12 protein-coding genes are annotated in these 15,210 nt (G+C 68.1%); 9 read left to right on the top strand and 3 right to left on the bottom strand.

Annotation, left to right across the window (positions count from 1 at the left end):
• Positions 1-13: 13 nt before the first annotated feature.
• Positions 14-2,452, top strand: coding sequence for a phosphoketolase family protein (locus AB0280_RS10470; RefSeq protein WP_307491343.1), 2,439 nt, complete (start codon positions 14-16; stop codon positions 2,450-2,452).
• Between the two features lie 4 nt (positions 2,453-2,456).
• Here AB0280_RS10470 and AB0280_RS10465 read toward each other — a convergent pair whose 3' ends face one another.
• The 3 genes from AB0280_RS10465 to AB0280_RS10455 form a co-directional block, all read right to left on the bottom strand.
• Complete coding sequence (locus AB0280_RS10465) at positions 2,457-3,209, bottom strand: DUF429 domain-containing protein (RefSeq protein WP_307491344.1); 753 nt, start codon at positions 3,207-3,209, stop codon at positions 2,457-2,459.
• Positions 3,210-3,246: 37 nt separating this feature from the next.
• Positions 3,247-4,590 carry a carboxylesterase family protein gene (locus tag AB0280_RS10460; RefSeq protein ID WP_307491345.1) on the bottom strand — a complete coding sequence of 448 codons (1,344 nt, stop codon included), beginning with the start codon at positions 4,588-4,590 and terminating at the stop codon, positions 3,247-3,249.
• 114 nt (positions 4,591-4,704) lie between these two features.
• A complete protein-coding gene (locus AB0280_RS10455; protein WP_043450105.1) occupies positions 4,705-5,193 on the bottom strand; it encodes an inorganic diphosphatase in 489 nt (162 codons plus the stop codon).
• Between the two features lie 156 nt (positions 5,194-5,349).
• Here AB0280_RS10455 and dacB point away from each other — a divergent pair, with 156 nt between their 5' ends.
• From dacB to folP, 8 genes are all read left to right on the top strand, one after another.
• A complete protein-coding gene (gene dacB / locus AB0280_RS10450; RefSeq protein ID WP_224024220.1) occupies positions 5,350-6,846 on the top strand; it encodes a D-alanyl-D-alanine carboxypeptidase/D-alanyl-D-alanine endopeptidase in 1,497 nt (498 codons plus the stop codon).
• Between the two features lie 356 nt (positions 6,847-7,202).
• Positions 7,203-8,366 (top strand): zinc-dependent metalloprotease, encoded by a 1,164-nt coding sequence (locus AB0280_RS10445; protein ID WP_224024222.1) that lies wholly within the window; start codon positions 7,203-7,205, stop codon positions 8,364-8,366.
• 108 nt (positions 8,367-8,474) lie between these two features.
• Positions 8,475-9,548 (top strand): tRNA lysidine(34) synthetase TilS, encoded by a 1,074-nt coding sequence (tilS, locus tag AB0280_RS10440; RefSeq protein ID WP_307492857.1) that lies wholly within the window; start codon positions 8,475-8,477, stop codon positions 9,546-9,548.
• A gap of 30 nt (positions 9,549-9,578) precedes the next feature.
• Positions 9,579-10,130: a hypoxanthine phosphoribosyltransferase gene (gene hpt / locus AB0280_RS10435; protein ID WP_041651844.1), complete on the top strand. Its 552-nt coding sequence runs from the start codon at positions 9,579-9,581 to the stop codon at positions 10,128-10,130.
• A gap of 106 nt (positions 10,131-10,236) precedes the next feature.
• Positions 10,237-11,367 (top strand): LacI family DNA-binding transcriptional regulator, encoded by a 1,131-nt coding sequence (locus AB0280_RS10430; protein ID WP_307492735.1) that lies wholly within the window; start codon positions 10,237-10,239, stop codon positions 11,365-11,367.
• Positions 11,368-11,538: 171 nt separating this feature from the next.
• Positions 11,539-13,602: an ATP-dependent zinc metalloprotease FtsH gene (gene ftsH, locus AB0280_RS10425; protein WP_159634414.1), complete on the top strand. Its 2,064-nt coding sequence runs from the start codon at positions 11,539-11,541 to the stop codon at positions 13,600-13,602.
• 9 nt (positions 13,603-13,611) lie between these two features.
• Complete coding sequence (folE, locus tag AB0280_RS10420) at positions 13,612-14,256, top strand: GTP cyclohydrolase I FolE (RefSeq protein WP_224024226.1); 645 nt, start codon at positions 13,612-13,614, stop codon at positions 14,254-14,256.
• A gap of 9 nt (positions 14,257-14,265) precedes the next feature.
• Positions 14,266-15,201 (top strand): dihydropteroate synthase, encoded by a 936-nt coding sequence (gene folP, locus AB0280_RS10415; RefSeq protein WP_159634408.1) that lies wholly within the window; start codon positions 14,266-14,268, stop codon positions 15,199-15,201.
• Positions 15,202-15,210 lie beyond the last annotated feature (9 nt).

Raw genomic sequence — 15,210 nt, 5'->3', positions numbered from 1 at the left:
GGTGAGGATGGTTATGGCCGGCAGCACTGGGCGCGATGGAATGCAGGACACAATGCAGCAGGACGACGTGTGGCAGGAAGGCATCGGGCAGGGGGAACTGGAACTCGTCGACCGCTGGTGGCGCGCCGCCAACTATCTCTCGGTGGGCCAGATCTACCTGCGGTCCAACCCGCTGCTGCGCGAGCCACTGCAGGCTGAGGACACCAAGTCCCGCCTGCTGGGCCACTGGGGCACCACGCCCGGGCTCAACTTCGTATACGCCCACCTGAACCGCGTCATCCGCCGCGACTCACTGGAGATGCTCTTCGTGGCAGGTCCCGGCCATGGCGGCCCCGCCGTCGTCGCCAATGCCTGGCTGGAGGGAACCTACTCCGAAATCTATGCCCACGTGGGCAATGACGAGGCCGGCCTGGCGGAACTGTTCCGGCAGTTCTCCTACCCGGGCGGCATCCCCAGCCACGCCGCACCGGAAAGCCCGGGCTCCATCAGCGAGGGCGGCGAACTGGGATACTGCCTGGCCCACGCCTACGGATCGGTCTTCGACAACCCGCAGCTGGTGACCGCCGTCGTGATCGGTGACGGCGAGGCGGAGACCGGACCGCTGGCCGCCAGCTGGCACTCCCACAACTTCCTGGACCCGGCCACTGACGGTGCCGTGCTGCCCATCCTGCACCTGAACGGCTACAAGATCGCCAACCCCACGGTCCTGGCCCGGATGCCGCAGGACCAGCTGGAGCAGCTGCTGCGCGGCTACGGCCATGAGCCGTATTTCGTGACGGTGGCGGATCCGGACAACACGGAGCAGGCGCACCGGGATTTCGCGGCCGTGCTGGACCGCTGCCTGGCCGATATCAAGGCCATCCAGGACGCCCACCGGCAGGATCCGGATGCAGAAGAGGCGGGGGAGGGCGGCCACCGCTGGCCCATGATCGTCCTGCGCTCGCCCAAGGGCTGGACCGGGCCGCGCACCGTGGACGGGCTGCAGGTGGAAGGCACGTGGCGGGCGCACCAGGTGCCGCTGTCCGAGGTCCGCACCAACGGGGAGCACCTGAAGCAGTTGGAGGAGTGGCTGCAGTCCTACCGCCCGGACGAACTGTTCGACGGCGACGGCAGGCTCCGGCCCGACGTCGCACGGGGTGCGCCCGCCGGTGACTTCCGCATGAGTGCCACACCGCACGCCAACGGCGGACTGCTCCGGCGCGCGCTGAAACTGCCCGCGTACCAGGACCACGCCGTCGAGGTTCCACATCCGGGCACGGACCGGGTGAGCCCCATGATCACGCTCGGGTCCTGGATGCGGGACGTCATCGCACAGAACATGGACAACTTCCGGCTGTTCGGCCCGGACGAGACGGCGTCCAACAGGCTGCAGAACGTCTACGAGGTCACCGACAAGGTGTGGCAGTACCGGATTGACGACGTCGACGAGCACCTGGCACGGTCCGGACGGGTGATGGAGGTACTGAGCGAGCACCTGTGCCAGGGCTGGCTGGAAGGCTACCTCCTCACCGGCCGCCACGGCGTGTTTAACTGCTACGAAGCTTTCGTCCACATCGTCGATTCGATGTTCAACCAGCACGCAAAGTGGCTGAAGGTATCCCGCAAACTTCACTGGCGCCAGCCGGTCCCCTCGCTGAACTACCTGCTGTCCTCCCACGTGTGGCAGCAGGACCACAACGGTTTCTCGCACCAGGACCCGGGCTTCATCGACCACGCGGTCAACAAAAAGGCCGAGGTCATCCGGGTGTACCTGCCGCCGGACGCCAACACCCTGCTGTCCGTCATGGAGCACTGCCTGGCGTCGACGGACTACGTGAACATCGTGGTCAGCGGCAAGCAGCCCTCGCCCACCTGGCTGGGCCCGGCCGATGCCGCCAACCACTGCCACCGCGGCCTGGGCATCTGGACGTTCGCCGGCTCCGAGGTGCCCGGCGAGGAGCCCGACGTCGTACTGGCCTGCGCGGGCGACGTCCCCACCGTGGAGACCGTTGCCGCCGCGGAACTGCTCCGCAACGGCGCCCCCGGCCTCAAGGTGCGGGTGGTCAACGTAGTGGACCTGATGCGGCTGCAGGACGAAAGCGAGCACCCGCACGGCCTCCCCGCCCATGACTTCGACGGCATCTTCACCGCTGACAAACCCGTCATCTTCGCGTACCACGGCTACCCGGCGCTGATCCACCGGCTGGCGTACCGGCGCACCAACCAGCAGGGGCTTCACGTGCACGGCTACAAGGAAGAGGGGACCACCACCACCCCGTTCGATATGGCCATGCTCAACGGCATCGACCGCTTCACCCTGGCCATCGACGCGATCGACCGCGTACCGGGCCTTGCCGAGAAGCACTCACTCCTGCGCCAGGACCTGCAGGACCGGCGCAACCGGGCGCGCGAACACACCCGCACGCACGGCGAGGACCCGGAAGAAATCCGGAACTGGAAACTGGGCGGCTGACGCCCTAAAGCGGGAGGTCGTCCAGCGTGCAGGAGGGCAGGTGGATCCAGCCTTCGCTGCGGGCCGCCCGGGCATGCGCATCGTCAGGGGCGAGGGTACGACGGCGGGCCACGGCCCGGGCGGTCAGCGAGGCGATGACGGCGTCGAACAGGTCGTCCGAAGCGGTTAGCCTGTCCCGGTGCCCGGCCAGGTCCAGCCAGGGCGCCTGCTCCTCGAGGGCCGCCAGCAGGAGGCCCAGGCGTTCGGCTTCGGGGATGCCGCGGCCTTTGTAGCCGCGCCCGTTGAGGCCCCAGATCTTCAGCGACGCCGCCGGGTACACCTCGGCAAAGCGCCCCGAGCCGTCCCGGAGCTGCGGGCCGTGCAGTGCCGCGATCTTCGCCTGGATCACCGCGCAGCGCATGGCAGGGTGGGCCAGCCGGTCGGCGGAAACGCTCAGGGGGATCAGGCCGGTCCGGGCGGTGCAGAACCGGTCCGTGTCCCGGTACGCAAGCAGCCGCCGGCCCGCGATGCCGTCATGTTCCAGGACGGGTGCTGCGTTGAAGGCCAGGTGGCCGGTGAGGAACGGAATCAGCGCGTCAGGCCAGCCCACGGGGCAGTCGACGCCGGTCATGCCGCAGGTGCCGAACAGGTCCACGATCTCCTGGTCGTCAACGTCCAGGGCCAGGTGGGCCAGCCGGGCCCGGTCATCGCTCCACTCGATGACCGCCACGGCAGTCTTCTTGGCCGCCGCCGCCAGATCCACGCCAAGGGTCCTCATGGGCTGCTCATCAACACTGCGGTCAAACGGCATTGCGTCAGACCGCGCGGTAGCGCAGGACGCCGGGGATGCTCCCGGATCCGCCAAGGTCAGTGCCCCGCGCGAAGCCGGCCCACAGGGCGCGCATCCTGCGGCCCGCGGCGTCCACGTCCGCCCAGTCCGCGCCGGCAATGAGCCCAACGCCGTCCCAGGTCTTCCGGTTGCCGAGCAGCAGGGGCAAATCCACCGTGTGGGCGGCGCCGAAGATGTTGCCGGGCGCGTGCCAGTCCAGGATGTAGCAATGCGCCCGCCCGCCCGCCTTGGCATGCCGGCGCGCGAACCTGCGGGTTGCCCGGCCGTACACGGTTTCGGTGACCACCCAGTCGATGGCCCGCACGGCGGCAGGACCCACCAGGGGGATGCCTGCCAGGCGCATCAGGCGGGGGCTGCGGGGGAGGAACAGGCGGGCCTCCTCGGAGGTATGGCCGATCAGCACCTCGATCGACGGCGCTGTCCGGTTCCAGGCAGCCTCGATCACGGACTCCTCCGGAAGCGGATCATGGCCGTACTGGGTGCCAAACGGCATGGCCGCCAGCATGCCGAACTTCCGGGCCACCTGCGTGACCTGGGCTTCGAGAGCCACCACGTCCATGGCGGGCGTCTGCTCGGAGACCCCTTCCGCAGCAATGCCCATGGCATGGTTCATTTTCGCCCGGCCGCGGGTAATGCCCAGCGGGGCGCTTTGGATGATGGCGCGCTGGAAAAGGGATGGTGCCTCGGGCGTGGCCATCAGGTGGGCGATCGCGTCGCCCCCGGCGGACTGGCCGAAGGCGGTGACCCTGCCGGGATCGCCCCCGAACGCGGCAATGTTCCGCTGCACCCACCGGAAAGCCTCGAGCTGGTCCAGGAGTCCCAGGTTGCCGGGCCGGCCTGCCGGTGTGGCGAGGAACCCGAACAATCCGAGCCGGTACGTCACGGAGACCACGATCACCCGGTTTTCGGCCACCAGCCGTGCGGGGTCGAAGATGGCCAGGTCCCCGGAGCCGGTGGTGTAGGAGCCGCCGTGGATCCAGACCATGACGGGCAGCTTCTCGTCCGGCTTCAGGTCGCCGGGCAGTGTGATGGAAAGGTTCTGGCAGTCCTCGCTGCCCGGCAGCTCGCCGTATTTGGTGCCCAGGACGTCGTCCAGGAACGGCACCGGAGCCTGGGGGCAGGCCGGTGCGGGAGAGGTGGCGGCATATTCGGCGGTCCAGTCCGGAACCGGGGCCGGCACCTGGAACCGGTGGGCGGTGGCGTAGGGAATGCCGGTGGCACGAATGACGCCGCCGTCGCGCCGGCCGCTGACGGGCCCGCACGGGGGATGGAACAGAAGCTGGGACGTCACGGCTGGCTCGGAACTCACAGCCCCACCATGCCATAACTTCCTGAAACAACGACGGCGGGTGCCCGGCTTCGAAAAGCCGGGCACCCGCCGGCGGACCCTAAAGCAGTTGTTGGGGCAAGCCCAACCTGGAAATCAGTGTCCGGTGGGCACGTAGCGCTTGATGGAAGCTTCCAGCTCGGCTTCGGCGGCGGCGCGGTCGCCCCAGCCCTCGGCCTTGACCCACTTGCCCGGCTCCAGGTCCTTGTAGCGGGTGAAGAAGTGCTCGATTTCCTTGATCAGGTACTCGTTGACGTCGCTGACTTCCTGGATGTGGTCAAAGCGGGCGTCCACCGGCACGCACAGGATCTTGGCGTCTCCGCCGCCGTCGTCGGTCATGTTGAAGACACCGATGGGGCGGGACTCGACGATGACGCCGGGGTGCAGGTCGAAGTCCTGCAGGAGCACCAGAGCGTCCAGCGGGTCGCCGTCCTCGCCGAGGGTGTTCTCGAAGTACCCGTAGTGCGTGGGGTACTGCATGGAGGTGAAGAGGACGCGGTCCAGGCGGACGCGGCCGGTCTCGTGGTCAACTTCGTACTTGACGCGTGATCCCTTGGGGATCTCGATGGTCACGTCGTGCTTCATGGGAATGCTCCTCGGCAATTGCAGGGGGTGCGCGGCACACTTGACGGGCCCACAAAAAAGCGTGTCGGTGCCGCCGACTACAATTGAGGATATAGCGAGAGGCCCTGGAATCAGGAACTTGTGGGGAAATTTCAGGACTTGAGGACCGGCACCAGCATGACCAAACCAACCGGCGGGGAACCGTTGCGCGCCCGGCGTTCCCGGCGTTCCGGCGGCATCACCCAGGAGGCAGGGAAGTCCTGGCACCTGGTCCTGGCCACCCTGGTCCTGCTCGCGCTGGCCATCCCGGCGGCCCTGCTCGTGGCTCCCGGATTCCGCGGACCGGAGGCCCCGGCGCCGGCCCCCGCTGCGCCCGCCTGGCAACAGGCCCCCGCCACACTTTCCGCCCCGCAGGTGCTGGCACCCCTTCAGCCTGCCGCCCCCGTACCCGCGCCGTCAGCCGTGGCGGCGCAGGTGGAACCGTTATTGACAGCCGACGGCGGCGGTACTTTCACGGGCATGGTCCAGGACGCGCTCACGGGCCAGGTCCTCTTTGACCGGGGTGGCGCCGAAGGCCGGGTGCCGGCGTCGAACCTCAAGCTGCTGACCGCCGTGGCCGCGCTGCGCACCCTGGGGCCGGAGCACCGTTTCACCACGAACGTGGTGCAGGGCCCTGCTCCCGGGCAGGTGGTCCTGGTGGGCGGCGGCGACGTCCTCCTGGGCGCGGGGGAGTCGCGGCCCGGACAGGCCATGGGCCATGCCGGCCTGGCCACGCTCGCAGCCCTCACCGTGCAGGCCCTGCAGGCCGCCGGTACCACCGGTGACATCAAGGTCCTGCTGGACGACTCCCTCTTCACCGGCCCTGCACTGAATCCCAACTGGCAGTCCGGAGACGTGGAAGCCGGCGAAATCGCTCCGCTGTACCCGCTGGCGCTCAACTCCGCACGCTTTGATCCCGCCGTAACCACCGGTCCCCGCCCCCAGGACGCGGCCATGGCTGCGGCGGAAGCGTTCGCGGCCCAGCTCCGTGCGGCAGGCGCCGGGGCGGGACTGACGGTGGCGGCCGGCGTCGACCGTTCACCCGGCGCGGCCAAGGCCGGCGCTGCAGCCCTGGCCGGTGTTGACTCGGCCACCGTGGCGGAGCAGGTGGACCTGATGCTGCAGGTCTCGGACAACTACCTTGCCGAAACCATGGGCCGGATGGCCGCGTTGGGCACGGGACGGCCCGGAAGCAATGACGGCGCCATTGCCGCGGTCGCCGCCGAGCTTGCGGCCGCCGGGATCACAGTGGACGCCGTGAAGCTGGTGGATGTGTGCGGCCTGGCCATGGGCAACCAGGTCACGGCCCGCCAGTTCACGGACGTGGTGCGGGTCATGACCACGGGAACGGATGCCAGGCTTCGCGCCGCACTGGACGGATTCCCGGTTGGCGGATTGTCGGGCACGTTGGACACCCGTTACGGGGATGCCACCACCTCGGGCGGCGCCGGGCTGGTCCGCGCAAAGACCGGGACCCTGAATACCGTGCTGGCGCTGAGCGGCTATGTGGTTGACGCCGACGGCCGGCTCCTGGTGTTCTCCTTCATCGGCAACGGACTGACGCCCGGAGCCGCCGGCAACAAGGTGGCGCTGGACCGGGCAGCTACCGCGCTGGCGGGCTGCGGCTGCCGCTAGCGCGGGCTTCCGGTAGTCCCCAGCAGCGCGGCCATCACGACGGCAGCCAGCACCGACTTCCAGCCCGTGCGCGGGCCGATGGTCAGGGGAGCGATGGGACGGTAGGGGATCATGGTTCCTCCTTCGATGGTTATGGCCGTGGACCGCATGGGCGGCCCTGCCCCGCATAAACGGTGCGGGGCAGCAACGGTTGTGCGGGGGCGGGCCGCTCCTGGACAGGCAGGCTGCCCTGCGGTTTCCAGCCTGCCCGGCGGGTCTGGGACAGCGCTTTCGCCTCCCTGTGCAGGGGCTGTGGAAGTTTCGCCGGTCAGCGAACTTAAGGACGATCCCTGGCCTGCTGTGTTCTGATGGGAACCATGGAGTCCACTGCGCGCGAGTCCGCACCGACGTTGTCCCCGGAAGCCCAGTCCAACCAGGCAGCCCAGTCCAACCAGGCGCAGGCCCTGATCAACTGGGACCTCGCTGCCTCTGCCGCGGCGAGGCTGGCTCCGGCCGGACCCGTGCTCGACGGAAAAGCCATTGGGGAGGCGGTGGACAGCCTGCGCCGGCTGGCGGACGCATCCGTGCCGCACGTCCACGAGATCACCGGGCTGGAAGCGGCGCGAGACCTTCGCGATTCCTCCGTGCTGGTGGTGGACCGGGCGTCCTGGGCCAAGGCCAACACCCAAAGCTTCGCGGTGATGCTCAAGCCCGCCATGCAGAAGATGCTGGACACCCGGCGCGGAAACCTCAGCCCCGCGGCCGCCCAGGTCAGCGGCGCCATTACCGGCAGCCAGTTGGGCGCCGTCCTGGCCTTCCTGTCCAGCAAGGTCCTGGGCCAGTACGATCCCTTTGCGGCGCTGGCGGAGAACTCCACGGCCCCTGCTGCCGGCCGGCTCCTGCTGGTGGCACCGAACATCGTCTCGGTGGAGCGCGAACTGAACGTCGCCCCGGAGGACTTCCGGCTCTGGGTGTGCCTGCACGAGCAGACGCACCGGGTGCAGTTCGCGGCGGCACCATGGCTGCGCCACCACATGCTGGAGCAAATCGACGAACTCAGCGGGCACCTGCTGGGCAACGTCGATTCCCTGATGGAGCGTGCCTCAGCTGCCGCGCGTTCACTGAAGGACCGCTCTGCCAGCGGAGACACGCCGGGCCGCGGCGCCATCCTGGACCTGCTGCAGGACCCCGAGGAAAAGGCCGCCATCTCGCACCTCACCGCTGTGATGAGCCTGCTCGAGGGGCACGCGAATGTGGTGATGGATGCCGTGGACGCCAGCATTGTCCCGTCCGTGAAGACCATCCGGCAGCGTTTCAACGACCGCGGCAAGGACCGGGGCGTCATCGAGAAGTTCATCCGCAGCCTTCTGGGCCTGGACGCCAAAATGCGCCAGTACTCCGACGGTGCCCGCTTTGTCCGCGCCGTGGTGGACGTGGCCGGCATGGAGGGCTTCAACAAGGTATGGGACTCGGTGGACCACCTTCCCACCGAGCCCGAGATCCACGACGCCAAGCTGTGGCTCGACCGGATGGGCCTCTAGTTGCCTTCAGAGGTACCGGTGGGCGCCCCGGCGGCTGAAGGACAGGGCGCGCGGAGCGGCCGACGCCGGCCGGGCAGGTTGGCGCCCGTCGTCGGCACTGCGCGCAAACTGCTGCAAAACGCCCTGGCCGGGGCCGGCTATCCCCGCCACGTCCTCGTAGCCTGCAGCGGCGGCCCGGACTCCCTGGCGCTCGCCGCCGTCGCCGCGTACTTTGGCCGTCGCGGCCACGTGGACGGCCGCCCGCTGACCGTCGGCGCCGTGGTGGTGGACCACCAGCTGCAGGAGGGGTCGGGCGATATCGCCGCCCGCACCGTGGAAGCACTGCAGGACCTGGGCCTGCACCCGGTGGAAATCCGGACCGTTACGGTGGCCGGTGCCGGCATGGGCCCCGAAGCCGCCGCCCGTGAAGCCCGGCATGCCGCGCTTGAGGCCGCAGCCGCAGATCAGGGCGCGGAGGCAATCCTGCTGGGTCACACCCTGGACGACCAGGCCGAACAAGTACTGCTGGGGCTGGCCCGCGGCTCCGGCACGCGGTCCCTCGCAGGGATGCGGCCGGCCCGTCCTGGAACTGGAAATGCCGTCCTCCTGCGCCCCTTCCTGGAACTCCGCCGGGCGGACACCGAGGAAATCTGTGCCGTGGAGGAGCTGGATCCCTGGCACGATCCCACCAACTCCGATCCCGCCTTCGCCCGGTCGCGGACCCGGGTGGAAGTCCTCCCGCACCTTGAGGAAAAACTTGGTCCCGGCGTCGCCGAATCCCTGGCCCGGACAGCCGCCATCCTGCAGCTGGACGCCGATTACCTGGACGATGTGGCGGAAAGCACCTACGCCTCCCTGGTGGAACGGGACGGCAGCGGACTGAGCCTGCCGGAGGAGGCGCTGCGGGCGCTTGCACCGGCCATCAGGTTCCGTGTCATCGCCAAGGCAGCGGCCGACGCCGGCGGGCAGCAGCCCAGCTACCGGCGCCTTTTGGCGGCAGAAGCGCTGCTCCGGCGGCATGGCTCGGCCGGACCGGTTGAGCTTCCCGGCGGCGTGAGTGTGTACCGGTTGTCACTGGCGCAGCTGGAGGAATCGAAGGACGCGGCGGCTGCAGGGGCCCCGGGCGGCGCCCGTTCCGTTCCCCGCGAACCCGCGCGCTGTGGGAAGCTAGTATTCCGGCCTCAAAAACCGCCCGCAAAATAGTCGCACCCCGCATCTAAACAGGAGCCATTGGTGGATTCAAACGACGTCCAGGCAGATCTCAAGCACGTTCTCTACACCAAGGAACAGATCCAGCAGCGGATCACCGAACTCGCCGCGCAGATCGACAAAGACTACGAAGGACGCGAAATCCTCATCGTTGGCGTCCTCAAGGGCGCCGTCATGGTCATGGCTGACCTGGCCCGGGCACTGCACAGCCACATCTCCATGGACTGGATGGCCGTGTCCTCCTACGGCTCGGGTACTCAGTCCTCCGGCGTGGTGCGGATCCTCAAGGACCTGGACACCGACCTGATGGGTAAGGACGTGCTGATCGTCGAGGACATCATCGACTCCGGCCTGACCCTGTCCTGGCTCAAGACCAACCTGGAATCCCGCGGCACCGCGTCCGTGGAAATCTGCACCGCGTTCCGCAAGCCCACCGCAGCCAAGGTGGAGATCGACGTCAAGTACGTGGGCTACGACATCCCCAACGAATTCGTGGTGGGCTACGGCCTGGACTACGCGGAAAAGTACCGCAACCTGGACTTCGTGGGCACCCTGGCGCCGCACGTCTACGAGTAACCCCGTCCCTCGGCATGGCGGTTCACGGCAATGGTGCCGCCGCCCGGGACTGCCGTGACTGCCGTGACATCCCATCCCGCAGTGGCCTTGCTGAGGTGCGGGAAGCGTGAGTAGCGGCAGCGTGGGCATCCGGGACGTGGCGCGGGAAGCCGGCGTCTCGGTCACCACGGTCTCGCACGTCCTCAACGACGTGCCTTTCGCCCGGGTCAGCCCGGAAACCCGCGAGAAAGTACGGACGACGGCGGCGCGGCTGGGCTACGGCCCCAACCGCCTGGCGCGCGCCCTCCGCAGCCGCAGGTCCGGTGTGCTGGGCCTGGCAATTGAGGATGTGGCCACCACTCCGCACGCCGGCCGCATCATCCTGGGCGCGGAACAGGCGGCCCGCGCCCGCGGCTACGCCCTGATGGTCGTCAACATCCCGGCGCAGGCAGAAGCGGATGCCGGCCCGCAGCCCGCCTTGAAGTCCAGCCCGGAACCCGGCCAGCACGCAACCGACCCCATACAAGCTGGCGTGGAGTCCCTCCTGGCACGGCAGGTGGACGGAATCCTCTACGCGGCCGGCCACCGGCGCGTCCTGCAGCCCTCCGCCACCCCGGGCAAGGTCCCCGCGGTCCTGCTGGATGCCGTCGCCCCCGACCGGAGCCTTCCCGCCGTCGTGGCCGACGAATATGGTGGGGCTGCAGCCGCGGTGGAAGCACTGCTCGCTGCCGGCCACACCCGGATCGGACTCCTCACCACCGCTGAAGAGAACCACTCCACCCGCCAGCGCGCCCGGGGCTTCCGGGACGCACTTCAGCGTGCGGGACTGAACGGTGCCTCCGCCACTGGCGAGGCGGCGTCGCCCGATGCATCCGGCGGGTACGCGGCTGCCCGCAGAATCCTGGCAGCCGCCAACCCGCCGTCGGCCCTCTTCTGCTGCAGTGACTCCCTGGCCATGGGCGCCTACCGCGCCGCCGCGGAACTGGGCCTGTCCATCCCCGGCAACCTGTCCGTCGTCGGGTTCGGCGATGAGGAACTGCTGGCCGCCAACCTCCATCCGGGGCTGACGACGGTCGCCGTGCCGCACTCCGAAATGGGGGCCTGGGCCGCCAACCGGCTGATCGATGAACTCGAAAGCGCCGCAGCGGAGGCCGGCCCCACCCCGCCCACGGGCGGACCGGACCCAGTGCGGCTCGGGTGCCGGCTGGTCACGCGTGGGTCCGTGGGGCTGCCGGATACCGGGAAGCGGCAGCCCTGACGCGGTATTCTGCGGACTGCCGCACCATCTACGCCCACAGGGAACTTTTGCTTTTCGCTATGCGTGATTTACTCCGGACGGTGTATAGCTAGAAGCTGACGCAGCACCATCACGCGCGCAGACTACTCGCCGTGAAGCACTACCGGAAGGGACGGGGCCAGCCCCGAACAGATGAAAGCTAAGAACTTCTTCAAAGGCCCGGGCATCTGGATCGTCGTTGTGGTCGGTCTGCTCCTTGTGGCTTTTGCAACGCTCGCCCCCGGCGGTGCGGCCCGGATCGACACGGACAAGGGCCTGGAACTGCTCTCCAGCAACAAGGTGGAGCAGGCCAAGATCTTCGACGGCGAGAACCGCGTTGACCTCACGCTGAAGGACAACCTGCAGGTGGACGGGCAGGACAAAGGCAAGAGCGTCCAGTTCTTCTTCGTGGATGCCCGCGCACAGGACGTGGTGAAGGCAGTCACCGACGCCAAGCCGGCCCAGGGGTTCACCGACCAGCCGATTGAAAGCAACTGGTTCTCCGGCCTGCTTTCCCTCCTGATCCCCGTGATCCTGCTGGGCGCACTCTTCTGGTTCCTGATGACCCGCATGCAGGGCGGCGGCTCCAAGATCATGCAGTTCGGCAAGTCCAAGGCCAAGATGGTCAGCAAGGACATGCCGCAGGTCACCTTCGCTGACGTTGCAGGTGCCGATGAGGCCGTGGAGGAACTCCAGGAGATCAAGGAATTCCTGCAGGAACCAGCCAAGTTCCAGGCCGTCGGCGCCAAGATCCCCAAGGGCGTGCTGCTCTACGGCCCGCCAGGTACCGGTAAGACCCTGCTGGCCCGCGCGGTTGCCGGTGAGGCCGGCGTACCCTTCTTCTCCATTTCCGGCTCTGACTTCGTGGAAATGTTCGTCGGCGTCGGTGCATCCCGTGTCCGCGACCTCTTCGAACAGGCCAAGGCCAACTCGCCCGCCATCATCTTCGTGGATGAGATCGACGCCGTCGGCCGGCACCGCGGCGCCGGCATCGGCGGCGGCAACGACGAACGCGAGCAGACCCTCAACCAGCTGCTGGTGGAGATGGACGGCTTCGACGTCAAGACCAACGTGATCCTCATTGCGGCCACCAACCGGCCAGACGTCCTGGACCCGGCCCTGCTGCGCCCCGGCCGCTTCGACCGCCAGGTGTCCGTGGAAGCGCCGGACCTGATCGGCCGCGACCAGATCCTGCAGGTGCACGCCAAGGGCAAGCCGATGGCTCCCGGGGTGGACCTGAAGGGTGTGGCGAAGAAGACGCCCGGGTACACCGGTGCCGACCTCGCCAACGTCCTCAACGAGGCCGCTCTGCTCACCGCGCGTTCCAACGCCAACCTGATTGACGACCGCGCCCTGGATGAGGCCATTGACCGCGTCATGGCCGGCCCGCAGAAGCGCAGCCGCGTCATGAAGGAACACGAGCGCAAGATCACCGCCTACCACGAAGGCGGCCACGCCCTGGTGGCGGCGGCCCTTCGGAACTCCGCTCCGGTCACCAAGATCACCATCCTTCCCCGCGGCCGCGCCCTTGGTTACACCATGGTGGTCCCGGAAAACGACAAGTACTCCGTGACCCGCAACGAACTCCTGGACCAGATGGCCTACGCCATGGGTGGACGCGTCGCCGAGGAGATCGTGTTCCATGATCCCTCCACCGGTGCTTCTAATGACATCGAAAAGGCCACCGGCACCGCACGCAAGATGGTCACTGAATACGGCATGAGCGAACGCGTCGGTGCAGTCCGCCTGGGCCAGGGCGGCGGTGAACCGTTCCTGGGCCGCGACGCAGGGCACGAGCGGAACTACTCTGACCAGATTGCCTATGTCGTGGACGAGGAAGTGCGCCGCCTGATCGAGCAGGCACATGACGAGGCCTACGAAATCCTCACCGAGAACCGGGATATCCTGGACTACCTCGCCTTGGAGCTGCTCGAGCGGGAGACCCTCAACCAGGCCGAGATTGCCGACATCTTCCGTGACGTCCGCAAGCGGGACTTCCGCGAGGTGTGGCTGTCCAAGGAAACCCGTCCCGTCCAGTTGACCGGACCGGTGGAGAGCCGCCAGGAACGGGCTGAACGGGAAGCGCAGGAGGAAGCGAAGAAGGCGCGCCTTGACGAGCCGCTGGACGCCCAGCCCCCGCACCCGCAGGGCGTGTCGGAGGATGCTCCGTTTCACGGAGGCACCCCCGACTCGGGGCCTGACACCCTTCGCGGCTAAGCTTTCCTTGTGACTTCCTTCGACGACGACGACGTTTCCGCCTCCGCCGCCTACCCGGCGGAGGACGGTTCCCACCACTCCAAGCGCGAAAAGGTGGACCGGCCACGGATTGAGGCGGCCGTCCGCGAGATCCTCCTTGCCATCGGCGAGGACCCGGACCGCGGCGGCCTCGTGGACACGCCGAAAAGGGTTGCGAAGGCGTACGCCGAGGTGTTCGCCGGACTGCACCATGATCCTGCGGACGTCCTGTCCACCACCTTCGACCTGGACCACGAGGAACTGGTCCTGGTCAAGGACATCCCCTTCTACTCCACGTGCGAGCACCACCTGGTGCCGTTCCACGGGGTGGCCCACGTTGGCTACATCCCCTCGCACGACGGCAAGGTGACCGGGCTGAGCAAGCTGGCCCGGCTGGTGGACATCTACGCCCGCCGCCCCCAGGTACAGGAGCGGCTGACTACCGAAATTGTCGAAGCGATGGTGCAGCACCTCAAACCCCGCGGTGCGATCGTCGTCGTCGAATGCGAGCACATGTGCATGTCCATGCGCGGCATCCGCAAGCCCGGAGCGAAGACCGTCACCAGTGCGGTCCGCGGGCAGCTTCATGACCCGGCCACCCGTGCCGAAGCCATGAGCCTCATCCTCGGAAGGTAACCACACACCATGGATTCACTCGCTGCAGCCCCTGGAACGGGGCCCGCTACGTCCCCGCTGCCCATCCTGCGCAAGCCCCGCCCGGCTGCCCGCTTTGAGGACCTCCCCACCGGCCGCACCCTGGTCATGGGCATCCTGAACGTCACCCCGGATTCATTCAGCGACGGCGGCAAGCACGCGACGGCGGACACCGCCATCGCGGCAGGCCTGCGGATGTTCTACGCGGGTGCGGACATCATCGACGTCGGGGGCGAGTCCACCCGGCCCGGCGCCGACGACGTCACCCCCGACGAAGAGCAGCGCCGCGTCCTGCCGGTGATCGAAGCGCTGGTGAAGGCCGGCGCGCTGGTCAGCATCGACACCACGCACGCCTCCACCGCAGCCGCTGCCCTGAAGGCGGGCGCGGCCATCATCAATGACGTCTCCGGGCTGACCATCGAACCGGAGATGGTGGAGCTTGTGGCGGCCTCCAAGGCACCCTATGTCCTCACGCACCGCCGGGGCGACGCCCGGACCATGAACTCGCTCGCCGAATACACGGATGTGGCCGGGGAAGTGGTGGCGGAACTGGCAGGAGTACGGGACAAGCTCTACGCAGCCGGTGTCAGCAGGGAACAGATCATCATCGATCCGGGCCTGGGGTTCGCGAAGAACGACGCCCAGAACTGGGAACTGCTGCAGAACCTGGACCAGCTGGACAGCCTGGGCCACAAGGTCCTGGTGGCTGCCTCCCGCAAGCGTTTCCTCGGCACCCTGCTCACCGTGGCCGGGAAGTCCGCCGCTCCTGACGAGCGGGACAGTGCCACGGCCGCAATCACAGCGATCAGCGCCTACCGAGGGGCCTGGGCCGTCCGCGTACACGACGTCGGTTCCAGCCTTGACGCGGTCAAGGTGGCTGCGCGCATGGCGGCACCCACAACACAAGCCGTACCCAAAACGCAATAGGGCCGGGGG

Origin of the sequence: Pseudarthrobacter sp. 902506025, from assembly GCF_040702325.1 — a bacterium.
Lineage (GTDB): Bacteria > Actinomycetota > Actinomycetes > Actinomycetales > Micrococcaceae > Arthrobacter.
The sequence above is the reverse complement of the archived record's forward strand: the minus strand, read 5'-3'. Positions and strand labels throughout refer to the sequence as shown.